Origin of the sequence: Clostridium thailandense, from assembly GCF_019207025.1 — a bacterium.
Lineage (GTDB): Bacteria > Bacillota > Clostridia > Clostridiales > Clostridiaceae > Clostridium_AM > Clostridium_AM thailandense.
The window spans coordinates 1-23658 of sequence record NZ_JAEEGC010000062.1 but is presented as its reverse complement, the minus strand read 5'-3'; the positions used below and the strand labels follow the sequence as shown (position 1 = coordinate 23658).

The 23658-nt window shown below is 33.3% G+C and carries 26 protein-coding genes and 1 pseudogene; 24 read left to right on the top strand and 3 right to left on the bottom strand.

Features of this window, described 5'->3' with window-relative positions:
- Positions 1–147: 147 nt before the first annotated feature.
- The 19 genes and pseudogenes from cutC to I6U48_RS13835 all read left to right on the top strand — a co-directional run bounded on the left by cutC (position 148) and on the right by I6U48_RS13835 (position 16847).
- A complete protein-coding gene (gene cutC / locus I6U48_RS13925; RefSeq protein WP_218321072.1) occupies positions 148–2688 on the top strand; it encodes a choline trimethylamine-lyase in 2541 nt (846 codons plus the stop codon).
- 53 nt (positions 2689–2741) lie between these two features.
- Complete coding sequence (gene cutD / locus I6U48_RS13920; protein WP_218321071.1) at positions 2742–3695, top strand: choline TMA-lyase-activating enzyme; 954 nt, start codon at positions 2742–2744, stop codon at positions 3693–3695.
- Positions 3696–3856: 161 nt separating this feature from the next.
- On the top strand, positions 3857–4210 hold the full coding sequence (locus tag I6U48_RS13915) for a BMC domain-containing protein (RefSeq protein ID WP_218321070.1): 354 nt from the start codon (positions 3857–3859) through the stop codon (positions 4208–4210).
- Entirely contained in the window at positions 4207–4659 is a 453-nt protein-coding gene (locus tag I6U48_RS13910) for a EutP/PduV family microcompartment system protein (protein WP_218321069.1), read from the top strand. Before I6U48_RS13915 ends, I6U48_RS13910 begins: the two co-directional genes overlap by 4 nt.
- Positions 4656–5357 carry a cobalamin adenosyltransferase gene (locus I6U48_RS13905; RefSeq protein WP_218321068.1) on the top strand — a complete coding sequence of 234 codons (702 nt, stop codon included), beginning with the start codon at positions 4656–4658 and terminating at the stop codon, positions 5355–5357. Before I6U48_RS13910 ends, I6U48_RS13905 begins: the two co-directional genes overlap by 4 nt.
- Positions 5339–6184 carry an ethanolamine utilization protein EutJ gene (eutJ, locus tag I6U48_RS13900; RefSeq protein ID WP_218321067.1) on the top strand — a complete coding sequence of 282 codons (846 nt, stop codon included), beginning with the start codon at positions 5339–5341 and terminating at the stop codon, positions 6182–6184. The genes I6U48_RS13905 and eutJ overlap by 19 nt, the downstream gene beginning before the upstream one ends.
- Before the next feature lie 18 nt (positions 6185–6202).
- Positions 6203–6505 carry a BMC domain-containing protein gene (locus I6U48_RS13895; protein ID WP_218321066.1) on the top strand — a complete coding sequence of 101 codons (303 nt, stop codon included), beginning with the start codon at positions 6203–6205 and terminating at the stop codon, positions 6503–6505.
- Positions 6502–6765, top strand: coding sequence for a EutN/CcmL family microcompartment protein (locus tag I6U48_RS13890; RefSeq protein ID WP_218321065.1), 264 nt, complete (start codon positions 6502–6504; stop codon positions 6763–6765). Before I6U48_RS13895 ends, I6U48_RS13890 begins: the two co-directional genes overlap by 4 nt.
- Before the next feature lie 62 nt (positions 6766–6827).
- Complete coding sequence (locus I6U48_RS13885) at positions 6828–8156, top strand: 4Fe-4S dicluster domain-containing protein (RefSeq protein ID WP_218321064.1); 1329 nt, start codon at positions 6828–6830, stop codon at positions 8154–8156.
- Position 8157: 1 nt separating this feature from the next.
- Positions 8158–8706 (top strand): BMC domain-containing protein, encoded by a 549-nt coding sequence (locus tag I6U48_RS13880; RefSeq protein WP_218321063.1) that lies wholly within the window; start codon positions 8158–8160, stop codon positions 8704–8706.
- A 69-nt stretch (positions 8707–8775) separates the two neighbouring features.
- Positions 8776–9465: a EutQ-related cupin domain-containing protein gene (locus I6U48_RS13875; protein ID WP_218321062.1), complete on the top strand. Its 690-nt coding sequence runs from the start codon at positions 8776–8778 to the stop codon at positions 9463–9465.
- 20 nt (positions 9466–9485) lie between these two features.
- Positions 9486–10211 (top strand): BMC domain-containing protein, encoded by a 726-nt coding sequence (locus I6U48_RS13870; RefSeq protein ID WP_218321061.1) that lies wholly within the window; start codon positions 9486–9488, stop codon positions 10209–10211.
- 30 nt (positions 10212–10241) lie between these two features.
- Complete coding sequence (locus I6U48_RS13865; protein WP_218321060.1) at positions 10242–11855, top strand: acetaldehyde dehydrogenase (acetylating); 1614 nt, start codon at positions 10242–10244, stop codon at positions 11853–11855.
- Positions 11855–12505, top strand: coding sequence for a phosphate propanoyltransferase (locus I6U48_RS13860; protein WP_218321059.1), 651 nt, complete (start codon positions 11855–11857; stop codon positions 12503–12505). Before I6U48_RS13865 ends, I6U48_RS13860 begins: the two co-directional genes overlap by 1 nt.
- A 59-nt stretch (positions 12506–12564) precedes the next feature.
- Entirely contained in the window at positions 12565–12855 is a 291-nt protein-coding gene (gene eutM / locus I6U48_RS13855; protein ID WP_218321058.1) for an ethanolamine utilization microcompartment protein EutM, read from the top strand.
- Positions 12856–13583: 728 nt separating this feature from the next.
- Positions 13584–13904, top strand: a complete 321-nt coding sequence (locus I6U48_RS13850; protein ID WP_218321057.1) for a phage integrase N-terminal SAM-like domain-containing protein — start codon at positions 13584–13586, stop codon at positions 13902–13904.
- A 33-nt stretch (positions 13905–13937) separates the two neighbouring features.
- Positions 13938–14186: pseudogene (locus I6U48_RS13845) on the top strand (propanediol utilization microcompartment protein PduB); the annotation flags it as partial.
- Between the two features lie 483 nt (positions 14187–14669).
- Positions 14670–15521: a DMT family transporter gene (locus I6U48_RS13840; protein ID WP_218321056.1), complete on the top strand. Its 852-nt coding sequence runs from the start codon at positions 14670–14672 to the stop codon at positions 15519–15521.
- Positions 15522–15923: 402 nt separating this feature from the next.
- Positions 15924–16847 carry an AEC family transporter gene (locus I6U48_RS13835; protein WP_218321055.1) on the top strand — a complete coding sequence of 308 codons (924 nt, stop codon included), beginning with the start codon at positions 15924–15926 and terminating at the stop codon, positions 16845–16847.
- 270 nt (positions 16848–17117) lie between these two features.
- On the opposite strand, the gene I6U48_RS13830 is transcribed toward I6U48_RS13835, so the two are convergent.
- On the bottom strand, positions 17118–17693 hold the full coding sequence (locus tag I6U48_RS13830) for a hypothetical protein (protein ID WP_218321054.1): 576 nt from the start codon (positions 17691–17693) through the stop codon (positions 17118–17120).
- Between the two features lie 393 nt (positions 17694–18086).
- On the opposite strand from I6U48_RS13830, the gene I6U48_RS13825 reads away from it, so the two are divergent.
- On the top strand, positions 18087–18959 hold the full coding sequence (locus I6U48_RS13825; protein ID WP_218321053.1) for a sulfite exporter TauE/SafE family protein: 873 nt from the start codon (positions 18087–18089) through the stop codon (positions 18957–18959).
- 225 nt (positions 18960–19184) lie between these two features.
- On the opposite strand, the gene I6U48_RS13820 is transcribed toward I6U48_RS13825, so the two are convergent.
- Together I6U48_RS13820 and I6U48_RS13815 are read right to left on the bottom strand one after the other, a co-directional pair.
- Complete coding sequence (locus I6U48_RS13820; protein WP_218321052.1) at positions 19185–19754, bottom strand: HAD family hydrolase; 570 nt, start codon at positions 19752–19754, stop codon at positions 19185–19187.
- 40 nt (positions 19755–19794) lie between these two features.
- On the bottom strand, positions 19795–20067 hold the full coding sequence (locus I6U48_RS13815) for a hypothetical protein (RefSeq protein WP_218321051.1): 273 nt from the start codon (positions 20065–20067) through the stop codon (positions 19795–19797).
- 126 nt (positions 20068–20193) lie between these two features.
- Between I6U48_RS13815 and I6U48_RS13810 the strand changes: the two genes are divergently transcribed.
- The 4 genes from I6U48_RS13810 (at position 20194) to I6U48_RS30335 (ending at position 23377) form a co-directional block, all read left to right on the top strand.
- A complete protein-coding gene (locus I6U48_RS13810; RefSeq protein WP_218321050.1) occupies positions 20194–21105 on the top strand; it encodes an AraC family transcriptional regulator in 912 nt (303 codons plus the stop codon).
- Positions 21106–21224: 119 nt separating this feature from the next.
- Entirely contained in the window at positions 21225–22565 is a 1341-nt protein-coding gene (locus I6U48_RS13805; RefSeq protein WP_218321049.1) for a sigma-54 interaction domain-containing protein, read from the top strand.
- 300 nt (positions 22566–22865) lie between these two features.
- Positions 22866–23054 (top strand): hypothetical protein, encoded by a 189-nt coding sequence (locus I6U48_RS13800; protein WP_218321048.1) that lies wholly within the window; start codon positions 22866–22868, stop codon positions 23052–23054.
- A 35-nt stretch (positions 23055–23089) separates the two neighbouring features.
- Entirely contained in the window at positions 23090–23377 is a 288-nt protein-coding gene (locus tag I6U48_RS30335; RefSeq protein ID WP_312891015.1) for a methyl-accepting chemotaxis protein, read from the top strand.
- Positions 23378–23658: the final 281 nt, after the last annotated feature.

Below are 23658 nucleotides of genomic sequence, written 5' to 3'. Positions count from 1 at the left end.
TCCAAAATCTCTGATTTTGTGATAGTCGCTTAAGCAGAGAACTCAAATCTCTGATTTGAAGTGAATCGCTTACACAGAGTGTACTCATTCGACAAAAGGAGAAGGAGTTTCATTTAAAAATATCGTAAAGAATGTGAGGTAATAAATTTGGATATTCATGAATTTTCAAACAAGTTTATGGAAGCTACTAAAAACATGACTGAAGAAGAACGTGCAAGTTTAATGAAGATGTTTTCAAGTGTTTCTAAAGAAATAACAAAAGAAGAACCAGCTCACGTATGTGTTACTGGTAATAATAATGGTCAAATTCCAGATGGAATAACAGAGCGTTTAGTTAAGTTAAAGGAAACTTACTTAAAACACGTTCCAACAATAACAACTCACCGTGCAAGAGCTATTACTAAAATAGCTAAGGAAAACCCAGGTATGCCTAAATCAGTTTTACGTGGTAAGTGTTTCAAGTATTGTTGTGAAACAGCACCACTTGTAATACAAGATAATGAGCTTATTGTTGGAGCACCAAATGGACAACCTCGTGCAGGAGCATTTTCTCCTGATATAGCTTGGAGATGGATGGAAACTGAATTAGATACAATATCAACTCGTCCACAAGATCCATTCCATATATCAGAAGAAGATAAAAAAATAATGCGTGAAGAGTTATTTCCATATTGGAAAGGACAATCCGTTGATGAATACTGCGAAAGTCAGTATCGTGAAGCTGGAGTATGGGAACTTTCAGGAGAGTCTTTCGTTTCAGACTGTTCATACCACGCAACAAATGGTGGAGGAGACTCTAACCCTGGATATGATGTTATCCTAATGAAAAAAGGAATGCTTGACATAGTTAAAGAATCAAAAGAAAAATTAGCTAACCTTGACTATGAAAGACCAGAAGATATTGAAAAAATATATTTCTATAAATCATTAATTGATACTGCTGAAGGCGTTATGATATATGCTAAACGTATGTCAGACTATGCTGCAGAACTTGCTGCAAAAGAAACTAATCCTAAGCGTAAAGCAGAACTATTAAAGATTTCTGAAGTAAATGCTAAAGTTCCAGCACATAAACCAACTACTTTCTGGGAAGCAATTCAAGCAGTTTGGACTATAGAATCACTACTTGTAGTTGAAGAAAATCAAACAGGTATGTCTATAGGACGTGTTGACCAATATATGTACCCATTCTACAAAGCTGATATTGAAGCTGGACGTATGACTGATTTTGAAGCTTTTGAATTAGCAGGTTGTATGCTTATAAAGATGTCTGAAATGATGTGGTTAACAAGTGAAGGTGCGTCTAAGTTCTTCGCAGGCTACCAACCATTCGTTAACATGTGTTTAGGTGGTGTAACTAGAGAAGGCCGTGATGCTACAAACGAATTAACTTATCTTTTAATGGATGCAGTTCGTCATGTTAAAATATATCAACCATCTTTAGCTTGCCGTATACACAAAGGATCGCCACAGCAATATCTTAAGAAGATAGTTGAAGTTATCCGTGCAGGTATGGGATTCCCAGCATGTCATTTTGATGATGTTCATATAAAAATGATGCTAGCTAAAGGTGTTTCTATAGAAGACGCAAGAGATTACTGCTTAATGGGCTGCGTTGAGCCACAGAAGTCAGGAAGATTATATCAATGGACTTCTACAGCATATACTCAATGGCCAATATGTATAGAACTTGTTCTTAACCAAGGTGTACCACTATGGTATGGTAAGCAAGTATGCCCAAATATGGGAGACTTAAGCAACTTTAAAACTTATGAACAGTTCGAAGCAGCTGTTAAAGAGCAAATTAAATACATTACTAAATGGTCAAGTGTTGCTACAGTAATTTCTCAACGTGTTCATAAAGACCTTGCACCAAAGCCACTTATGTCTATGATGTATGAAGGTTGTATGGAAAATGGTAGAGGAGTAGAAGCAGGCGGAGCTATGTATAACTTCGGACCTGGAGTTGTATGGAGTGGTCTTGCTACTTATACAGATTCTATGGCAGCTATAAAGAAATTAGTATTTGATGAGAAAAAATACACATTACAAGAAATGAACGAAGCTTTAAAAGCTGATTTCGCTGGATATGATCAATTAAGAAAATATTGTTTAGAAGCACCTAAGTATGGTAATGATGATGATTATGCTGATTTAATTGCTGCTGATTTAATCAACTTTACTGAGCAAGAGCATCGTAAATATAAGACATTATATTCAGTGCTTAGCCATGGTACTTTATCAATTTCAAACAACACTCCATTTGGACAACTTACTGGAGCAACAGCAAATGGACGTAAAGCATGGACTCCATTATCAGATGGTATAAGCCCAACTCAAGGAGCAGATTACAAAGGACCAACTTCTATAATTAAGTCTGTTTCTAAGATGAGCTGTGAAGACATGAATATAGGTATGGTTCATAACTTTAAGTTAATAGCTGGTCTTCTTGATACACCAGAAGGTGAGCAAGGAATCATTACACTACTACGTAGTGCATGTGCTCTTCAACTTGGAGAAATGCAATTTAACTATTTAGATAACAAAACTTTACTTGACGCACAAAAACACCCAGAACAATATCGTGACTTAATAGTTCGTGTTGCTGGATACAGTGCATTCTTTGTTGAGTTATGTAAAGATGTTCAAGATGAAATTATAAGCAGAACTGTACTTACACATTTCTAAGCATCGAACTCGAATATATTAAAAATCAATGTGAATAATTGGAGAATGAAAATATGAGTAATGGAAATTTAGGCATAATTGAACGAAAAGCGACGATTTTTAATATACAAAAATACAACATGTATGATGGAGATGGAGTAAGAACTTTAATATTCTTTCAAGGATGTCCTCTTAGATGTAAATGGTGTGCAAATCCTGAAGGATTAATTAAAAAAAATAAAGTTATGTTTAAAAGTGATTTATGTGTTGACTGCGGGGCTTGCGTTTCTGTATGCCCTGTAGGGATACACTCTATAAACAGCCAAACTTTAAAACATGAAGTTAACCGAGATGTTGATTGTATTGGATGCGGTAAGTGCAAAGATGCCTGCCTTAAATCCGCTATATCAATAGTTGGACAAGTAAAAACCATCTCTGAACTATTAGAAATCGTAGAAGAAGATAGAACTTTTTATGAAGTTTCTGGAGGCGGAGTCACATTAGGTGGCGGTGAAGTTTTAATGCAGCCTGAAGCTGCAAGCAGTTTACTTATGGCCTGCAAGCAGGCAGGTATAAACACTGCAATTGAAACTTGTGGTTACGCAAAACTAGAATCAGTACTTAAAGTAGCGGAGTTCACAGATTTATTCCTATTTGACATTAAGCATATTGATTCTGATAAACACTTTAAGTGGACTGGAGTCAGAAACGAACAGATTTTAGAAAACCTTCAAGAATTACTTCGTCGTAAATATAATGTAAAAATTCGTATGCCATTACTTAAAGGCGTAAATGATGAAAAAGAAGATATTGAAAAAACAATGGAGCTTTTAAAGCCCTATAAAGATTATAGAAACTTTAAAGGAATTGATTTACTTCCATATCATAAAATGGGTGTAAATAAATACAAGCAATTAGGAATGGAATATCCTATAAAAGATGATCCGAGTTTAACTAATGAAGATTTAAATAGAATAGAAGAATATATTAAACAGTACGATTTATGTGCAAAGGTAATTCGTCACTAAGCAGAGAACCAAAATCTATGATTTTGTGTGAATCGGTTAAGCAGACATAAAAAATCTTTGATTTTTATATGGTCGCTTACACTCTGTGTACTCATTCGACAAAGGAGAAGGAGTTTCATTTAATATTTTCAAATAGATAATTAAGATGGAAGGTAAGATTTATGGGAGATTTTTCTGATAGGAATATACAGCGTATTATACAAGAATCTGTTCCAGGAAAGCAGATTACTATAGCACATGTTATCGCATCCCCAATGCATGATATATATGAGCGTCTTGGAATTGATGAAAAAGGGGCAATAGGTATTTTAACTCTTTCACCTTATGAAACTGCCATTATTGCAGCGGACATTGCTACAAAGGCTGCTGATGTGGAAATTGGATTTTTAGATCGTTTCACAGGATCGGTGGTAATAAATGGTGATGTTCAAAGTGTAGAAACAGCACTTAATGCAGTAAATGATACGCTGAAAAATATGCTTGGATTTACTCCTGCTCCCATCACAAGAACATGAGAAAAAAACGGATAATGGTAATTGGTCCCTCAAGATGTGGCAAAACTACTTTAGTTAATGCATTAAATGATTATGATGGCCCATTAAGGAGAACACCAGATTTAATTTATGGTAAAAATACCATTGATGTCCCAGGTGCCTATATAGAGAATGCATGGATGTATAAACATATAATTGCAGCAGCTCAGGATGCAGATTGTGTACTTATATTAGTTGATCAATCTAATTATACTCTAATATACTCCCCTGGATTTGCGAAATTATTTAGATGTCCAGTAATTGGAGTTATAACAAAATGTGATATTATGCCTGAAAATGAAGAAAAGTGTGTAAGGCAGTTAAAGGACATAGGAATATTGGAGCCATATTTTCATATTAGTTTCAAAGTGGGAACAGGAATTGATGCCTTAAAGAATTATTTGAAAAAGGTAAGGAGCAAAGGCCTATGATCAGATTTATTACCGAAGAGTATCTAAGAGATTTATATAGAAAAGAAACTTTTGATACCTACAAATTACAACAGGGACAAAGGCTTACACCTGGTGCATCTCAATACCTATCAGATAAAAGAATAAAATTACTTACTGAGGATTCAAAGGCGAATACTCAGAAGGAAATAAAGGCTGAGAAACAGGTAGAAGCAGTAAAAGAAGAGAAAAAAACCAATCCAAATTTAAATTTGAACTTAAAAAAGAAGCTTTGTTGTAAATTGAGAGCTATGGAGGCGACATTTCTTGTTACTAGCAGTGAAATATTAAAGGAAGATATTATTTTAGCACAAAATATTATAAGTTTGGGTAGAAAAATATCAAATATAAGAAATGTTTTGGAAGAAAAAGGTACACTTGAACCTATTTTCTTTAAAGAGTGTACTGGCATGAATTCATCAAATTTCACAACTGAGCTTGAGGATTGTTTTGAAATAACAGAATTTCATATGCAGCTTGAAAAAAGTAACGTAATATTAAAAACCCATGTACTTCGTTGTGCTTTAAGGGAACTACACTTTGAAATAATTAGTGCTTACGAAAATGATGATGACGATTTAAAAAATAGAATTATAAATAATGTTAATTCAATAATTAATTCGCTGTCACAATTGATTTGTTCAGCAGTAGGAGGGAAACAATGTCAGAGAAAAATATAACTTTTGAATATTGCGATGAAATGGTTCAAAAGTTTGAAGAAGTTGTAGAAAGACCAATACAGAGTAACTCTTCTGTTTATTATACAGGCGTGGATTTAGGAACTGCTTGTGTAGTGCTGGCAGTTTTAGATGAAAACTACGAACCTGTGGCAGGGGCATACAGATATGCTGATGTAGTTAGAGATGGTATGGTTGTGGATTATATTGGAGCAGTAAGGCTTGTTAAAGAGCTTAAACAGGAAATTGAAGAAAAACTTAATACAGAACTTCTTTATGCTGCTGCTGCAATACCACCGGGAACAGATGCCTTAGATGGTGGAGCAATTAAAAATGTAGTTCAAGCTGCAGGCTTTGAACTGACAAACCTTTTAGATGAACCTACTGCTGCAAATGCTTTACTTAAAATCGAAAATGGTGCAGTTGTAGATGTTGGTGGCGGAACAACTGGTATATCAGTATTAAAGGATGGAAAAGTTGTTTATGTTGTTGATGAACCTACAGGTGGTACTCATTTTTCACTAGTTATTTCAGGTGCATATGGAATGCCTTTTAAAGAGGCAGATAAATTTAAAAGAGACAATAAGAATCATAAAGAAATTTTACCAGTATTAAAACCAGTAGTTGAGAAGGTAGCATCAATTATTAATTACAATATTAAGGATTATGATGTTAAGGAAATTTCTTTAGTAGGTGGTACTTGTTGTTTAACAGGAATGGAAGAAATAATTAAAAAAAAGACAGGGGTTTATACACATAAACCTAAAAATCCAATGTTTGTAACACCACTTGGTATAGCCTTAAGCTGCACTCAAGATATTATTGAGTAATAAGGAGAGTGTTTAAAAGTGGATTTTAGAATAATAAAATCGCCGTCCCAAAGCACTAAAGACATTCTAAGAAGACGAATGGGTGGAAACTGTAAGACAGATTTAGATAGTAGCGATGCAATAGGACTTGTTCAAGGAAAGCTTATTGATATGATTTATGCTGCAGATATTGCTGAAAAAGCTGTTGGAGTTACCGTTGAAGATATAAGGGGAACATGTCCTCAACATATGGTTTTAATTGGGATTTTTGGTGACACAGCATCTGTACAATCTGCATTAGAGGAAATTAAATTTAAAATGAAAGAGGTAAAAGCAATATGATAGTAGCAAGACTTATTGATAATATATGGGCAACTAGAAAAGCAGACTCTCTTAATGGACTTAAATTTATGCTTGCAGAGGAAATCGGAGGAACAGATGCAGGAAAAAGGCTTATTGTTGTAGATAACATTGGAGCAGGTATTGGAGATAGGGTTATAGTTAGCACTGGCTCTTCTGCAAGAAAGATGTTAGGCAATGATGATATTCCTGTAGATGCAGTTGTTGTTGGAATGATTGATGAAGATTGTAATTTTGGATAAGTTCAGAATCCATAAGAGTTAGCAGTTTCTATATGGCGTAGGAAACTGCAAGGGAGGTAAAAATGAATCTTCTTGAAATGGTAAGAGAAGCCGGCGTTATTGGTGCAGGCGGTGCAGGGTTTCCTACCCATGCAAAGCTAACCTCAAAGTCGGAATATATATTACTTAATGGAGCTGAGTGTGAACCTCTGCTGCGAGTGGACCAGCAGCTCATGGAATTGTTTCCAGATGAAATAATTAAAGGCTTTGAAGCAGCAGGTAAATTTGTTGAAGCTAAAAAAGCTATTATAGGAATTAAAGGAAAGCACAAAAAAGTGATTTCTATTCTAAAAGAAAGAATTGAAGCACTTAAAGTAGGCGATTTCGTTGAAGTCGGAGAGCTTCCAGATATTTATCCAGCAGGTGATGAACAGGTTTTGGTTTATGAACTTACAGGAAGAGTTGTTCCTGAAGCGGGTATTCCAATACAAGTTGGTTGTGTAGTAGTAAATTCAGAGACAGCATTAAATATTTATCATGCCTCTAGAGGAGAAGCTGTTACAGAAAAGTATATCACACTTGCAGGAGATATTCCGAATAGGGTAACTGTAAAAGTGCCAGTAGGAACACCTATTATAGATGTATTAAAGCTTAGTGGAATAGATAATTTTGATAACTATGCAGTTATTGATGGAGGCCCTATGATGGGACCTGTGATGACCAGTTTAGATGGTTACATTACAAAGAAAAATAAGGGATTTGTAATCCTTAAAAAAGATCACTTTCTTATTCGTAGAAAATCTATGAAGATAGAACAAGCAAAAAGAGTAAATAGAGCTTCTTGTGAACAGTGCCGCATGTGTACAGATATGTGTCCTCGTTATCTTATAGGACATAATACACAGCCACACAAAATGATGAGAGCTTTAAACTATAAATTAGATGACATTGAAGGACAGAAGAGTGCGCAGTTATGTTGCCAATGCAACTTATGTGAATTGTTTTCATGTCCAGCGGGGCTTTATCCTAAAGCTGCAAACCTCTATTTTAAAGGGAAACTAGCAGAAAAGAATATAAGATATAAGGCTGTAAAATCAGAGTTCACTGCAAGCAAAAATCGAGAATATAGATTAGTTCCAAGTAAACGTCTTATAGTTAGATTGGGATTACATGATTTTGATAAGTCTGCTCCTATGACAGATACCACAATAAAACCTGAACTTATACACATTGCAACAAGACAGCATGTAGGAGCGCCAGCGACAGCAGTTGTTTCTGTTGGAGATCATGTGGAAATAGGTCAGCTTATTGGTAAAATTCCTGAAAATAGTTTAGGTGCTTCAATTCATGCAAGTATTAGAGGAACAGTTGTGGAAAGTGGAAATGATTTTATCGCGATAAGGAGGGATTAATATGTCAAAAGCAATAGGTATGGTTGAATTTACAAGTATTGCACGTGGCATATATGCAGCAGACCAAATGGTAAAAACCGCTGAGGTGGAAATAGTAACAGCTAGTTCTGTTTGTCCAGGGAAATATATAGCTATTGTTGAAGGTGATGTAGCAGCGGTTCAGGATTCAGTACAAGTTGGTGAAAGGGCTGCAGGAGAATTTTTAATTGATTCTATTATTATACCAAATGTCAGCCCAGAAGTATTCCCAGCAATAACAGGCACAACAATGCCAGATAGAATTCAGGCCCTTGGAATTATAGAATTTTTCTCCTTAGCAACAATGGTCATTGCTGCTGATGCAATTCTGAAAGCCGCTGAATTACAGCCTTTAGAACTTAGACTAGGAACAGGACTTGGTGGTAAGTCATTCTTCACCTTTACTGGAGATGTTGCTGCAGTTCAAACTGGCATTGAAGCTGGAAAGGCTGTAGCAGAAGAAAAAGGTATGCTAGTAAATGCTGAAGTTATACCTTCCGTTTCTAACAGATTAGTGGAATCTTTATTCTAATAGGTTAAAAACTTATATATGTGAAGGTACATTATAATGACTTCGTAATAAATAGAAGGATGTGATAAAGTGAAAAGATTAATATCTGCAAAAGATATTGAAACACTAATACTAAAGGGAGAAAAGGTATTTTGTGTAGATGGCAGTGAAATAATCACACCATCAGCTCAAGATCTTGCAAGAATCAATGGAATAATATTTTCAACAGAAGCTCCTGAGGTTAAGGTACAACAACCAGAGGTTAAAGTAGTACAACAACAACCAGAGGTTAAAAAGCCGTTAAATGTAGAAGACATGGACTGTGAACAGATGCTTAACTTCTTTAGAGCAATGATGGACAAAGGTCTTCTTCAACAAATGCTTGAATGTTTAAAGGGCAAAAGCCTTCCATTCGAAGCTGACACTGACGCTAGCGGACTTAAAGTTGTTAGAGGAAGTTCAGTAAAAATGGATGTATTTGATACTGGAAACCCAGATAACAAAGTTTATTACCAAGAATTAGTAAATAAAGAAGAATCAAAAATGAGTGCTGGTTTCTTAATCATTGAAAACTCAAAATTTGATTGGGAATTAACTTATGAAGAAATCGACTATGTTATTGAAGGAACTTTAACAGTAGAAATCAATGGAAAGACATATACAGCTCACGCTGGTGATGTACTATTTGTACCATCAAATACTAAAGTAGTTTGGGGTTCACCAGATAAAGCTAGGGTATTCTATACAACATATCCAGCAAATTGGGCGGATCTTTTATAGAAGACTAGGAGGATAAACCTATGCAAGCCCTTGGTTTAATAGAAACAAGAGGATTACTTGCAGCTATTGAGGCAGCCGATGCAATGGTGAAATCAGCAGATGTAAGTATTATTGAAAAAACTTATGTAGGTGGCGGCCTTGTTACCATATCAATTACTGGCGATGTAGGTGCAGTAAAAGCATCTGTAGAAGCTGGAGTAGCAGCTGTTAAAAAACTTGATGAAGGATTTTTGATTTCAGAACATGTAATTCCACGTCCTCATGAGGAACTAAAAACTATAATTGGGCCTAGTGATCCAGAAGACGATATAGCAGCTGATGAAAAAGTTGAAGATAATGTTTTGGATACAGAAAGAGCAGAAGTTATAGAAGTAAAGTCTGAGGAAACAGAAACTTTAGAGGAAAAGCCTGTGGAAGAAGTAAAAGCTTCGGAAACAGAAGCTGTGGAAGAAACAAAAAATTCTGTAGAAAATGCTGAAGACAGTTCTGAAAAAAATCAAGATATGTCAGATTCAAGTAATGCCTATAAGATAAAATTAGAGAGTCTGCGAAAGGATGATGTAGATAAGTTAGTAAGAAAAAATGGTATAGAGAAGACTATTGCTATCTTATCTAAATTAAGAGTTGTTAAACTTAGAAACCTAGCTCGCGAATACAAAGACTTTGTAATCACAGGCAGAACAATTTCAAAGGCAGATAAAAATTTATTGATTGCTAAATTTAAGCTATATTATGAAAAAAAGTAGTTTAAATTATAAGAAGGGAAGTATGAAATAATGGAAAACTTTGATAAGGATTTGCGCTCAATACAAGAAGCTAGAAACCTTGCTAGACTTGGAAAAGTAGCCGCTAATAAAATTGCTGACTATACTGAAGAGCAAATCGATAAAATTTTACGCAATATGGTTAGAGTTGCAGAAGAGCATGCTGCTTGTTTAGCAAAAATGGCAGTTGAAGAAACTGGTTTCGGTAAAGTGGAAGATAAAACTTTCAAGAATCAATTAGCATCAACTATATTATATGATTCAATAAAAGACATGAAGACTATAGGAATAGTTAAAGAAGATCCTATAAATAAGCTTATAGAAATTGCTGAACCAGTTGGTTTAGTTATGGGTATAGTACCTTCAACAAACCCAACCTCTACAGCTATTTTCAAAGCTATGATTGCAATAAAATCTCGTAACGCTATAGTGTTCTCACCACATCCATCTGCAGCAAAATGTACAACTAAAGCAGTACAATTAATGCATGATGCAGCAGTTGAAGCTGGTGCTCCAGAAAATGTTATAAGTGCAGTAACACTTCCAACAATCGGAGCTACAAATGAATTAATGAAATGCAACGAAGTTTCTATAATAATAGCTACAGGCGGCCCAGGAATGGTTAAAGCTGCTTACAGCTCAGGAAAACCAGCTCTTGGTGTTGGTGCAGGAAACTCTCCAGCATATATAGAAAGAACTGCTGATGTAGAAAAAGCTGTTAAAAACATTATGGCAAGTAAAACTTTTGATAATGGTACAATCTGCGCTTCAGAACAATCAATAATCTGTGAAGAATGTAATCATGATAGAGTTGTTGAAGAGTTCAAGAAACAAGGTGGATACTTCATGACAAAAGATGAAACTGATAAAGTTTGTCAATTGTTATTCAAGAATGGACATGCTATGAATGCTAAGTTCGTTGGAAGAAACCCACAGGTTATTGCTGATGCTGCAGGAATTGTAATTCCAGAAGGAACAAGAGTACTTATAGGAAGACAAAGTGGAGTAGGAGAAGGTAATCCATTATCCTTCGAAAAACTTACAACAGTACTTGGTTTCTACACAGTAAGTAACTGGGAAGAAGCATGTGAATTAAGTATTGCATTACTGCAAAATGGAATTGGACATACAATGAGTCTTCATACTGAAGATAGAGATATAGTTATGAAGTTTGCTAAAAAACCAGCTTCACGTATTCTTGTTAATACTGGCGGAACTCAAGGTGGAACAGGTGCAAGTACAGGTCTTAACCCTTCCTTCACTTTAGGCTGTGGTACATGGGGTGGAAGCTCAGTATCTGAGAATGTTACTCCAGAGCACCTTGTAAACATCAAAAGAGTTGCTTATGGTATAAGAGATTGTGAAACACTAGGAGTTGAGATTAAAACTAGCAGCAGTTGTTCAAGCACTACTGGAAGCTGCAGTGAAATTGAAAATGCATTTATGAATATGAGTCCAGCTCAAATTGCAGCAGCTGCAGCAGCTTTAAATAAAGCTAGTGAATGTACAGCAGCTACAACTGCAGCAACAGAAGTTAATACTTGCACTAACAATGAAGGTTCAAAAAATGAAGGTCTTTTAGATTTAGTTAACCAAATAGTTGCTGCTATTAAGGGGGCAAACTAATGGATAATCTTGAATCTGTATTAAGGCTTTTGCTAGATGCAGTTAAATCTAACGGAAAAAAAGCTGTAGCACAAAGTACTACATCTGAAATTCCAGTAGGTATTTCAAATAGACATTTACATCTTTCACAAAAGGATCTAGAAGCTCTATTTGGCAAAGACTATGAGCTTGCAAAGCTTAAAGATTTATCTCAACCAGGACAATATGCTTGCAAAGAAGTTGTAACACTTTGTGGACCAAAAGGTGCTATAGAAAAGGTTAGAATTCTTGGACCTGTAAGAAGTAAGACACAAGTGGAAGTATTAGCAGGAGACTGCATAAAGCTTGGAGCAGCAGCTGATGTAAGACTATCAGGAGATTTAAGCAGAACACCTGGAGTAACAATAGTTGGACCAAAAGGTTCTGTTCAAATTGAAGAAGGTTTAGTAGTTGCTCAAAGACACATTCACATGACACCTGAAGATGCTAAAAACTTAGGAGTTCATGATGGAGAAGTTGTATCAATAAAGGTTCAGGGTTTAAGAGGCGGAGTATACAGTAATGTAGCTATTAGAGCTAATGATGCTTCAGGTCTTGAATGTCACCTTGATATCGAAGAAGCTAATGCTATGAGCATTAATTCAAAGTCAACAGTAACAATAGTAAAATAAGAGTATGTAAATTAAAAATTAAAATAAAAATTATAAAGAATATTTAGGAGGATTTTAAAATGAAATATGATGCATTAGGAATGATAGAAACTAAAGGTTTAGTAGGAGCAGTAGAAGCAGCTGACGCTATGGTTAAGGCAGCAAACGTATATTTAATAGGTAAAGAATATGTTGGAGGCGGACTTGTAACTGTTATGGTTAGAGGAGACGTTGGAGCTGTTAAAGCTGCTACAGATGCTGGAGCAGCAGCAGCACAAAGAGTTGGAGAATTAATATCAGTACACGTTATACCACGTCCACACTCAGAAGTTGAAGTAATTCTTCCAGCAAGCAAAGAAACTGCAAAATAAGATTTTAACTAAATTTACAATATTAAAAGAGGCTGTTCCACAATAGTAGGGACAGCTTCTTGTTATATAGAGGAAGCACGGCCGATACTTAACTTATGCTCCGTCATATGTTTCCAAGCTTCGGCACTATAAAAACTTTTGGTCAATCTAAAGCTCAGCATTTAAGCAGATATCCAAAATCTTTGATTTTGTGATAGTCGCTTACTCATCTGACGTAAGGAAGAGGAGTTTCATTAAAATCTAAGAAGGTTTTATAAACTCGTACCTCAAACATATAAAACCTCCTAAGATTTTCTAAAATGCCTCGCTAAGATTGACTAAAAAGTTTTTATATGTGCCTTCAGCTTTGGAAACATACGCCTGCGCATAAATTAAGTATCTGGTTTCTTTCTCTATATAGAAAGAAGTACAAAGAAAATTAGATTTATTCTGAGAGAATATAAATATATTTTTAGAGGGCAATTGAAAGAGGACAGAGGACAATGAAGGTAACTTTTCTTCCTCATGTCAGAAAACTAATTAATTTTTTTGAGGGCTTGTTTTGCTGATGCAAAACATCGCATGATTAGGTATGACTTTTGAGAAGTAATAGAGAAGGAGTTTCTTTTAAATTAAAGATTTTTCGTAGTGAAGCGGAGAAAAATCCTCCTTCACTGTCCTTTGTCAATTGTCCTCTGTCCTCTAAAAAAAGATAGGAAATTTAACTGATAGTAGGAGGTTGGAATTTTATGATAGAGGAATTTGAAAAGTATTTGCTGTGTAAGGAGCATAAAAGTATGAGTACGGTTAAGACGTATTCAAGATGTGTTGAGCAATTTATAAGTTGGTATCATAGCAGCAGGAATGAAGAAATTTCAAAGTTAGATAAGCAAACGAGTAAAGAGTATAAAGACTATTTAGTGTTCGTTGAGAAGAAAAAAGAGCAGACTGTAAATGTTAGACTTTGTGCACTGGCTATGCTTAGCAGATTTTTCTATTATAAGAATCCGCCTAAGAACTATATTGTGAGAAAAAAATATAATAAATATATTAGTAATTGTTCAAATTAGTTTTGGGGTTAAGAGAAAAGAGAGGTATTAGTAATGAATACACCAGCATCAATAACAGAATTTGTAGGGACAGCTATGGGAGATACCATTGGCTTAGTTATAGCCAATGTTGATTATTCTCTTCGTGAAAAGATGGGTTTAGATAAAGAATATGGTTCTGTAGGAATAATTAGTTCAAGAGTAGGGGCAGGACCACAAATTATGGCAGTAGATGAGGCTGTAAAGGCTACTAATACAAAAGTACTGAGTATTGAGTTGTCAAGGGATACCAAAGGTGGAGCAGAGCTTCACAAATGAAGAGTTAATAGTTAATAAAAAAGCATGTGTCTTTGAGCAATAAGTTGTAATTAGTACATGCTTTTTTGTCATTTGAATTTTATTTTCAATAAGAGCTTTTGAAAATTTAAAAGAAACAAAGTGTTGTTAATTAAATTTATTTAAGGGATAATGAAAGAAAAAATTAAAACATTGAAATATAGGTGGGGTAGTTCAGTATGGATAAAAAAATATTATTAGTTGATGACGAAAGAAGTAAAAGGCGTTAAGTCTGGATTTTTAGGATATCAGGGTTGGAGAGACAACGACAAGTTTATGAATAAGTTGAAATAGGATATAGAAGAGCTGATAGGTCAAGGGTGTATTGTGGTTATTAATTTAACTAAGAGAAAATAAGGTAAATAAATAAGACAATAAATTTTGATAGGAGGTTTATATGGAAAACTATAATTTTGAAGAAACTTTGAGAAGGATTATAAAGGTAACTATATGAATATAAAAAATAAAAGTTTAATGGAAATCCATTTAGCAGTTTTTCTATTTGGTCTATCAGGCTTGTTTGGAAAATTGTTATTATTACCATCAATGATAATTGTTCTTGGGAGAGTTTTCTTTTCAAGTATTTTTTTATTGATTATAATGCTTTATCTAAAAAAAGATATAAAACTAAAACAACAAAAGCATTATTTTTATTTAGTGATAATGGGTATAACTTTAGCAATCCATTGGAGTACTTTTTTTAAATCTATACAGGTATCTACAGTGGCGATAGGATTACTTACATTTTCTACATTTCCCGTTTTTGTTACTTTTCTTGAGCCATATTTTTTTAAAGAGAAGATTAAATTTCCAGATATTGTAATTGCAATCATTACATTCTTAGGTGTAGTGCTTGTCGTTCCAAAGTTTGAGCTAGGAAATAGTCTAACCCAAGGTGTTGTTTGGGGAGTGATATCTGGTTTTACTTATGCGATTCTTTCGATGCTTAATAGAAAATATGTAAAGGAATATTCAAGTTCAGTAATTGCTTTCTATGAACAATTTGTGGCAACAATTGTATTAATTCCTTTTTTATTTTTACAAAAACCTGTGTTTGACCTTAGAGATATACTACTACTAATCATATTAGGCACGGTTTTTACTGGAATTTCCCATTCATTATTCATAAAGAGTTTAAAGAATATTAAAACGCAAACAGCAGGAATTATATCGAGCCTTGAACCAGTTTATGGTATAACTTTAGCTGTTTTTTTCTTAAGAGAAGTACCAAATTTGAGAGAAGTTTTAGGTGGGATTATTATTTTAGGTACAGTTTTTTACTCAACTATTAAATCTAAATAATTTATATTATTGTTGGTTAGTATCCCAATTTAAAAATGGACAACTTATGAAACACCATATTATTCACAAGAATTTTACGGTGTTTTTGTATAGTAATATTCCACAATAGCTTGAGTACAGTGAAAGCTGGCACCATTTAGGGGCTGAAAATATTACTCTCTAAAATGGCCTGGCAAAAGATTCTTTAATATTAGTAACTTCCATTTGTTTCTGATAATGCCGACTGCAGTTGTTAGAGAGCACTTTGGCAAGTCTTTATTAACAACCATAGGTTATATTCTTTTATGTCATGGGTTATAAAAAAGAATAATAAATTTAAGGCATAGTAGTAGTATAATATATAATTGTGAAAACCTTGGTGGATTTATAGTACTTAGAGAAGAGTAAATATAGGGGGAAATTGTGGTTAGTTTATTATTAATGAAACAGATTGCTGAACTTTTTTTAATTATGGTTATGGGATTTGTATTGGTGAAAACAAATTTGTTAAAAGCAGAAGAGAGTAAAAGCCTTTCAGTTGTTGTTCTTTATTTGGTAATGCCTTGTGTGATTATTAATGCTTTTCAGATTAAATATACAGAAAGCATACAGAAAGGATTGATTCTTGCTTTTACAGCAGCAGTGTTGATCCATATTGTACTGTTGATTTTAGTAAAGATACTTGAAAAGATATTCCACCTAGATGCAGTTGAAAAAGCATCCATGATGTATTCAAATGCTGGAAATCTTATAATTCCGATTGTAACTTCTATTTTGGGAAAAGAATGGGTTATTTATTCCAGTGCTTTCATATCCGTACAGTTAATTCTTTTGTGGACTCACGGTAGGATGATGCTTTGTGAAGAACGAAAAATAGATTTGAAAAGAATTTTTTTAAATATTAATATAATTACTATTTTCTTTGGAATTTTACTTTTTGTTACAAGATTGCAGCTGCCAGACATTATCATAAAAACATTGGAATCAGTAAGTGTTATGATTGGTCCTATTTCCATGGTTGTGGTGGGAATGCTGATTGGAAACATGAGTTTCAAACAGATATTTGCCTATAAGAGAATCTACATAGTCACTTTTCTTAAGATGATAGTCTGTCCTGTTATAATTTTGCTTCTACTTAAATATAGTGGAATAGCAAATTTATCATCAAATGGGAAGATGATTTTACTTATCAGTCTGCTTGCAACAATTACGCCTTCCGCGTCAGCAGTTACACAAATGGCTCAAATCTATGAGAAAAATGGAGAATATGCAAGTGTTATAAATGTAGTTACAACTATTGTTTGTATTATAACAATGCCAATTATTGTTTGGTTATACCAGATATAAAATTTATAATTCATACAAAAAAGTGTTAATTTAGAAGAAAAAATTAAAAGGCTTAATCAGCAACACTATAATTTTAAATTGTAGTATTGCTAATTAAGTTTTTTAGTCTATCATGGAAGAAAGTTATAATTTCACAATTTTTACAACTTAAACAATTAGATTTATAAATCATTCTTGGTATAGTTTTCTCCTAGTACCCTTGGGCAGTCCCATTTCTTTTGATAGATAAAGTATGCTGTAAACAAATTGCATGTACTAATATAAATTGGCTTAGCAAAGAACAATAATCTTATATGGAGTAGTTTGGGCAGGTATGCTTTTGGTTGTAGGACCATAGACAACAATTAGGTTTCTATCTCCGGGATATCTGTTAAAAGGTTGATCGTTTGTTAGAATTACATCAGTAGATGGGCTGATATTTAGTTTTAAGTTTCTAGTGCTGTTTATAAGTTGATTGTCAAAATAGTCTACGATAACATTTTCATATTCTGTGTCTTTTGCCATAACAATTGCAGGATATTGCGGAGGATAAATAAGAATGGCAGGTGCGTTTGCATCGTAAAATCCAGTTACCTTATCTCCTACCTCTACCACTTCATGATTTACAAAATAAGTTCCTGGAGATATCACAAAATTTACAGGACCCATGTCTTTACTTTCAAGTGACATTAATTTATAGCAACCTCCTGATATATCCCTTGGACTAGATGAAAAATCTTCAATTCTTGTAACTACACCGCTAAAGGCTGCAAATTTTTGTGCTTCAATTCTCCATTTTGTATTGAAGGAGTGGTAAGCATCTTGATTCATGTAGTAAGGACAATAGGGAACTTGTCTGTTATACATATAATACTCCTTTATATTGATACAGCTAAAATTTCATCATTATATAGTATATGAATTATTCTTATAAGTGTTACTCAATGAAAAGTATATATATGCATAAAGAGCAAGCTTTGTGTCTTTAGATCATCATAAAGTGAATAGTTGTTTTTGCAGTTTTGCGAAGTATTAAGAGGAGAAACTTTCAAAATTTTAGTTTAGAAAGATTATTAACGAAATAAAAATGAATATCATCATGATTAAATTAAGAGTAAATATAAAAAATGAATTAATTTGGTTTATAAAATTCAATTTGTTGAATTAAAGTGATAATAATTTATTTAATATTTCTCAATAATATTGTATAATTATGACGAGGTCAAGTATTATTATATGCAAATTAAAGGAGATTTTATCATGATCATTAATATCGTTTCAGGAATCCTTATAGCTCTTACATTGGTTTTTGCATTTATTTTTTTCCAGGACTACAGAAGGACAAAAAATGAAGGAAGGCTTGAGGAAGGTGGCAACTGGTTAGTTTATGGAATAGTAGGACTTATAGCAAATTTCTTTGACACCTTGGGAATCGGAAGCTTTGCCCCTACCACTGCGGTTTATAAATTCTTAAAACTTGTGGATGACAGAATAATTCCAGGAACCTTGAATGTTGCCAATTGTATTCCAGTGGTAACAGAGGCGCTTATATTCATGACTGTTATTAAAGTTGATATAACTACATTGGTCACAATGATTATAGCAGCTACTGCAGGTTCCTATTTTGGTGCAGGAATAGTGTCCAAGCTTCCTAAAAAGAAAGTTCAAATTGGAATGGGAATAGCTCTTCTGATTGTTGCATTTGTAATGCTGTCAGGATTACTAAATATAATGCCTATAGGAGGAGAATCAACAGAACTTACAGGAGGTAAGCTGATAATAGGTCTAGTAGGAAACTTCATTTTAGGAGCTTTAATGTGCATAGGAATAGGAAATTATGCGCCATGTATGGCTTTGGTTTTTGCTTTGGGAATGTCTCCTAAAGTGGCTTTTCCTATAATGATGGGTTCCTGTGCATTCCTTGAGCCTGTAGGTGCCATAAAGTTTGTTAAGGAAGGGGCTTATCATAGAAAGGTATCTTTAGCTACAAATATTTGTGGTATCATAGGAGTTCTACTTGCTGTCTATGTTGTTAAGGCACTACCTCTTACTATGTTAAAATGGGTGGTAGTATTCGTAATTATATTTACATCTGCCATAATGTTTAGATCTGCAATGAAAAATAAAAATTAATTTGCAAGAGCATAAGATAACTAAGGATTGTAGAGTTATCATAAGGACAAGAGGATAAATAAGAAGTTTAACTGTACGAGTGGAAATGACACGTACAGTTTTTTATAATCTTATTTCTATTATTGATTTTGGGCGTAAGTTATTAAATTCAAATAACATTCATTTAACCACATGTGGTTAAAAAATGTAAGTATTTAATAAAAGCTGTACATAATTTAAACCATTCTATTCTCTTAAAAGCATGCGATCAAATTCATGAAAGTTGGCAATCACATCATATACTTCTTTCATTTGTTCGAATATTAATTGATGGTTTCGAGGGGCTATTGCAATTACTTTACCTATACCAGCATTATAAGCTGATATAATCCCGGATAGTGTGCTTTCAAAAATAATACAGTCTTCTGGAGGCATATTGATTGCCTGTGCAGCTCTAAGGTAAAAGTTAGAATTTGGCTTTCTGAGAATTATGCTATCGTCATAAATAATTTTCTCAATTTCAAACCATTTGTCTAAATGAAAGTTTTCAAAATAAAAATTTACAGTGCTTCGAGGAGAAATTGTTGTGATTGTTCTTGGAATATTTCTATCTTTAAGGTCATTGAAAAGCCATACTGCGCCAGAGGTTAAACGAAAATTCAATCTGTATGATCTGCAAAGTTGGCGACAAGTTTCAAGCTCATCGTTAGACATATCATGGTTTAATTCTTTTTTTGAAAACATACGCCACGTTTTTTCATATTTATCAAAATCGTTAAAAAGAGTACCATTAAAGTTAAAAATCACGCCTCTCATAGGTATATTAAGATCTCCTTTTTATTGGTTTACATCTATATTAGTAAGTTTTTGATATACGATTTTCTATCATAAGTTGAATCAGATGCTCTACATCTTGAGGGTTAGTACATTTCAATTTTACTTCAGGAATTTTACCAGATGGGTCTATCCAAGTTAAAAAGTTTTGTAATATAAAATTGAATCTTAAGTCAGTAGATTGAGCAGTTGGAATACATAAAATAACAGGCTCGACACAATTATTTATCACATCAAAAAAACGTTCGGAATCCTGAATATCAAAAAATGTAAGATAAGTTACATCCTTTAGCATATAGATCACCTCACTTGGTAAAAATATTTTTGTATTATAATTATATTGCCATTTATACCTTGTAACAATAAAATTAAAGACTTATACTATAATAAAATTGCCATATTGATTAAGGAGTGAACTGAATTGTCTGTAGAAGTTTGTAAGTTGATTCTTTGTGATATAAATCAACATGAATTGAAGGTAAGAGGTACACCTATGTTTCCGTGTGGGGGCTATTTTGCTGATATAAGTGATAATGTAACTGGAGACATTCCATGGCATTGGCATGAGGAAATTGAAGCTGTTGTAGTGAGTAGTGGTGCTATGAACATGAGTCTAAACGGAACGAATTTTACTTTGAAGAAAGGTGAAGGCGTCTTTATCAATTCTAATGTATTGCATTCAATGCAAATCGTAGGAGATACAGGTTGTATATTAAATTCATTTGTTTTTCATTCGAACTTAATATCAGGCACAGCAGAAAGTGTATTTGAACAACGTTATGTACGTACGTTATTAGGATGTGATACATTACCTGGTATTCCATTCTATTGTGGAGTTGATTGGCATCGTCAAGCTGTACAGTGCATTCAGGAAGCTTATGAGGCTTATAAGGAAGAGGAATTCGGTTATGAATTGATTGTTCGTGAAAAGTTATCTCATATGTGGTACTTAATTGTTAAAAACATGATGTCCATTTTAAAGCAGCAAAACCAGAATAAAAATTATAATATAGTACGTATTAAGAATATGTTGGATTTTTTGCATTATCACTATGATGAACCGCTAGAGCTTCATCAAATTGCGGCAGTAGTCAATATCAGTGAGAGAGAATGTTTACGTTGCTTTCAAAAAAGCATTGGAATGACACCTATACAATATTTGATTAAATATCGAGTTTCAGTGGCAGTACGTTTATTAGAGGAGACTAATACACCAATTACTGAAATATGCAGTCGTGTTGGTTTTGATAGTCCGAGTTATTTTTCAAAGATTTTTAAACGATTTATGCGTTGTACACCATCCTCCTATCGAAAGCGACAAAGAAATTGTTGAATTTTATATTGGAATCATCGTTAAGTGTAAAACAAGGAGCTTTATCCTTATAGAGTTACTTTAAAAAAAGTGGTATCATTAAAAGGATATTCTAACTTATTAGAAACGGAGTGCATAACGTGAAAATAACTAACTTAGAGAAGATTATATTTGATTCTTTACATGATGGTGTTCTTATTGCAGATCATGAATGCATTGTAGTATACGTTAATCCTGCTTATACGAGGATAACGTCTATGAGCAGCGAAGAAATTTTGGGAAAATTTTTATCTGAAGTAAGACCTGGCTCTAGGCTTCCTAATGTAATAAAAACCGGTACTAAGTTATTAAGAATTCCTAGAAAGGTTAACGATTCAGAGTATATAGTAAATATGGTTCCTATTATTGAAGAAGATGAAATTGTTGGAGGAATATCTATATTAAATGAAATAACAGAAATATATAAGCTAACAGAAGAATTAAATAAGTCAAATACAATAATTAGAAATTTGGAAAAACAAGTTAATAGTATGAAAAAAGCAAAGTATAGCTTTGATGATATAATTTCCTTAGATATAAATTCAGAAGAAGTAAAAAAGCTGTGTCAAAAGGCAGCAAAAAGTGAATCTAATATACTTATCACTGGTGAAAGCGGAACAGGTAAAGAGCTTTATGCTAATTCTATACATGCCTACAGTGAAAGACAAAACGGACCTTTTATTCCAGTAAATTGTGCAACTTTTGATGGTAACTTATTGGAAAGTGAGTTATTTGGTTATGAAGAAGGTGCTTTTACTGGGGCAAAAAAAGGTGGAAAGATAGGACTTTTTGAACTAGCCAGCGGAGGAACATTATTTTTAGATGAGTTATCAGAAATGGACTATGGGCTGCAGGCAAAACTATTAAGAGTTCTCCAAGAAAATACCATTAGACGAATAGGTGGACTTAAAGAAGTAAGCATAGATGTTAGAATAATAGCAGCCACAAACAAGAGTTTAGAAAAAATGATAGAAGAAAATAAATTTAGGAAAGATTTGTATTATAGAATCGCAATATTTCCAATAAATATCCCTTCACTTAGAAATAGAAGGCAGGATATAAAACCACTAATAGAAAAGTTTATAAATGAAATGGCAAATAAAATTAAGAGAAGTATTGAAATTTCAGAAGATGCAGTTAATATTTTATATAATTATGATTGGCCAGGGAATATTAGAGAACTTAAAAATTCTATGGAATTTGCATCTAATATGACAGAGGATTATGTTATTAAACTAGAACACCTTCCAAAGGTAATTCAATCAGAAGGTATTAAAAAGAATATAATTAAATTAAAACCTCTCGAAGAAGTTATAAAAGACGCAGAAGTTTCAGAGATTAAGAGGGCTATTGCTACTTATGGAGATACTGTTCAAGGTAAAAAGAGAGCCGCAGAAGCTTTGGGAATTTCATTAGCTACACTTTATAACAAATTAAAATAGAATAATATATAGTTATACAATAGAAACTTATAAATATAAAATGTGGCCGCTGCACTAAGTGCAACGGCCACATTAAAATTTTCAACATATTCATTTAATCTCATCTCCAAACTCAGTTAATATAACTTATCAAACTAGAGCCATGCACAAGCATAGTATTCAAAGTTCAATAATCAAAAGGTTATATTTGGTATAAAATTTGTTTTAATTTATTAGTATGTTGAAAATCTAGTTGATGCTCATTGTTAAGCAGGAGAGAGTGGTATAGAGAAAATTATTAAACCGAATGGTAGTGAAGAAATGCTTATATTTAATAATATTCAAAATACACCAAAATGGTCTCTAGGCATGGTTACATCAGAAAAGGAGTTGTATAGTCAAGTAAAGAGTCTACTGGAGTTAATAATAATAGTTATGATTATTGCTTTAATAGTTTTATATATAATTGTATTTTTAATATCAGGAATTATAGCAAAACCACTAATTTAATGCAAAATTCTATAAAGGATTTAGTGAGGGGAATAGTGTATGAAACTTCTGACATAGGCAGATATATAGAAGACTCAACTTACAGTATTAATGAATTAAATGAACATATAGGGGAAGTATCGGCTATTATTCAGGAAATGTCAGCTGCAGCGACGGAAGGATTAAATGCATCTATAGAAGCAGCAAGAGCTGGTGAAGCTGGAAAAGGTTTTGCTGTAGTTGCCAGTGAAATTAATAGCTTAGCAGAAGATTCCACTACTGCTATTAATGAGATCCAAAAAGTAGTAAATGAAGTAATTCTAGCAGTAGAAAAATCCTCCTGAGTTCTACAAAAGTCTGAAGTGGTAAATAAAATGATGATTAGCACAAAAGAAAGTTCAGAAAAACTAAAATATATGGTTGAAAAATTTAAGATAGATTAGGAACAAGAGATCCCAGGGGTAAAAAATTTCTTACTTGAGTTTTTTACCCCTGGGATCTCTGAGTGCGACACATCATATTTAAATAACATTTCTAATATTTTAGAAATATGATTTTTTGTTTCTAAAATATTAGAAATACATATAGTGCCTATAAATTAAATTTAGAAATTGTTGATAATGTT

Bases quoted from the DNA above. Each gene is read 5' to 3' on its own strand.
- cutD (WP_218321071.1), top strand. From the start codon at position 2,742: ATGAGTAATGGAAATTTAGGCATAATTGAACGAAAAGCGACGATTTTT.
- I6U48_RS13915 (WP_218321070.1), top strand. From the start codon at position 3,857: ATGGGAGATTTTTCTGATAGGAATATACAGCGTATTATACAAGAATCT.
- I6U48_RS13910 (WP_218321069.1), top strand. From the start codon at position 4,207: ATGAGAAAAAAACGGATAATGGTAATTGGTCCCTCAAGATGTGGCAAA.
- I6U48_RS13905 (WP_218321068.1), top strand. From the start codon at position 4,656: ATGATCAGATTTATTACCGAAGAGTATCTAAGAGATTTATATAGAAAA.
- eutJ (WP_218321067.1), top strand. From the start codon at position 5,339: ATGTCAGAGAAAAATATAACTTTTGAATATTGCGATGAAATGGTTCAA.
- I6U48_RS13890 (WP_218321065.1), top strand. From the start codon at position 6,502: ATGATAGTAGCAAGACTTATTGATAATATATGGGCAACTAGAAAAGCA.
- I6U48_RS13885 (WP_218321064.1), top strand. From the start codon at position 6,828: ATGAATCTTCTTGAAATGGTAAGAGAAGCCGGCGTTATTGGTGCAGGC.
- I6U48_RS13880 (WP_218321063.1), top strand. From the start codon at position 8,158: ATGTCAAAAGCAATAGGTATGGTTGAATTTACAAGTATTGCACGTGGC.
- I6U48_RS13870 (WP_218321061.1), top strand. From the start codon at position 9,486: ATGCAAGCCCTTGGTTTAATAGAAACAAGAGGATTACTTGCAGCTATT.
- I6U48_RS13865 (WP_218321060.1), top strand. From the start codon at position 10,242: ATGGAAAACTTTGATAAGGATTTGCGCTCAATACAAGAAGCTAGAAAC.
- I6U48_RS13860 (WP_218321059.1), top strand. From the start codon at position 11,855: ATGGATAATCTTGAATCTGTATTAAGGCTTTTGCTAGATGCAGTTAAA.
- eutM (WP_218321058.1), top strand. From the start codon at position 12,565: ATGAAATATGATGCATTAGGAATGATAGAAACTAAAGGTTTAGTAGGA.
- I6U48_RS13850 (WP_218321057.1), top strand. From the start codon at position 13,584: ATGATAGAGGAATTTGAAAAGTATTTGCTGTGTAAGGAGCATAAAAGT.
- I6U48_RS13840 (WP_218321056.1), top strand. From the start codon at position 14,670: ATGAATATAAAAAATAAAAGTTTAATGGAAATCCATTTAGCAGTTTTT.
- I6U48_RS13830 (WP_218321054.1), bottom strand. From the start codon at position 17,693: ATGTATAACAGACAAGTTCCCTATTGTCCTTACTACATGAATCAAGAT.
- I6U48_RS13825 (WP_218321053.1), top strand. From the start codon at position 18,087: ATGATCATTAATATCGTTTCAGGAATCCTTATAGCTCTTACATTGGTT.
- I6U48_RS13820 (WP_218321052.1), bottom strand. From the start codon at position 19,754: ATGAGAGGCGTGATTTTTAACTTTAATGGTACTCTTTTTAACGATTTT.
- I6U48_RS13815 (WP_218321051.1), bottom strand. From the start codon at position 20,067: ATGCTAAAGGATGTAACTTATCTTACATTTTTTGATATTCAGGATTCC.
- I6U48_RS13800 (WP_218321048.1), top strand. From the start codon at position 22,866: ATGCTTATATTTAATAATATTCAAAATACACCAAAATGGTCTCTAGGC.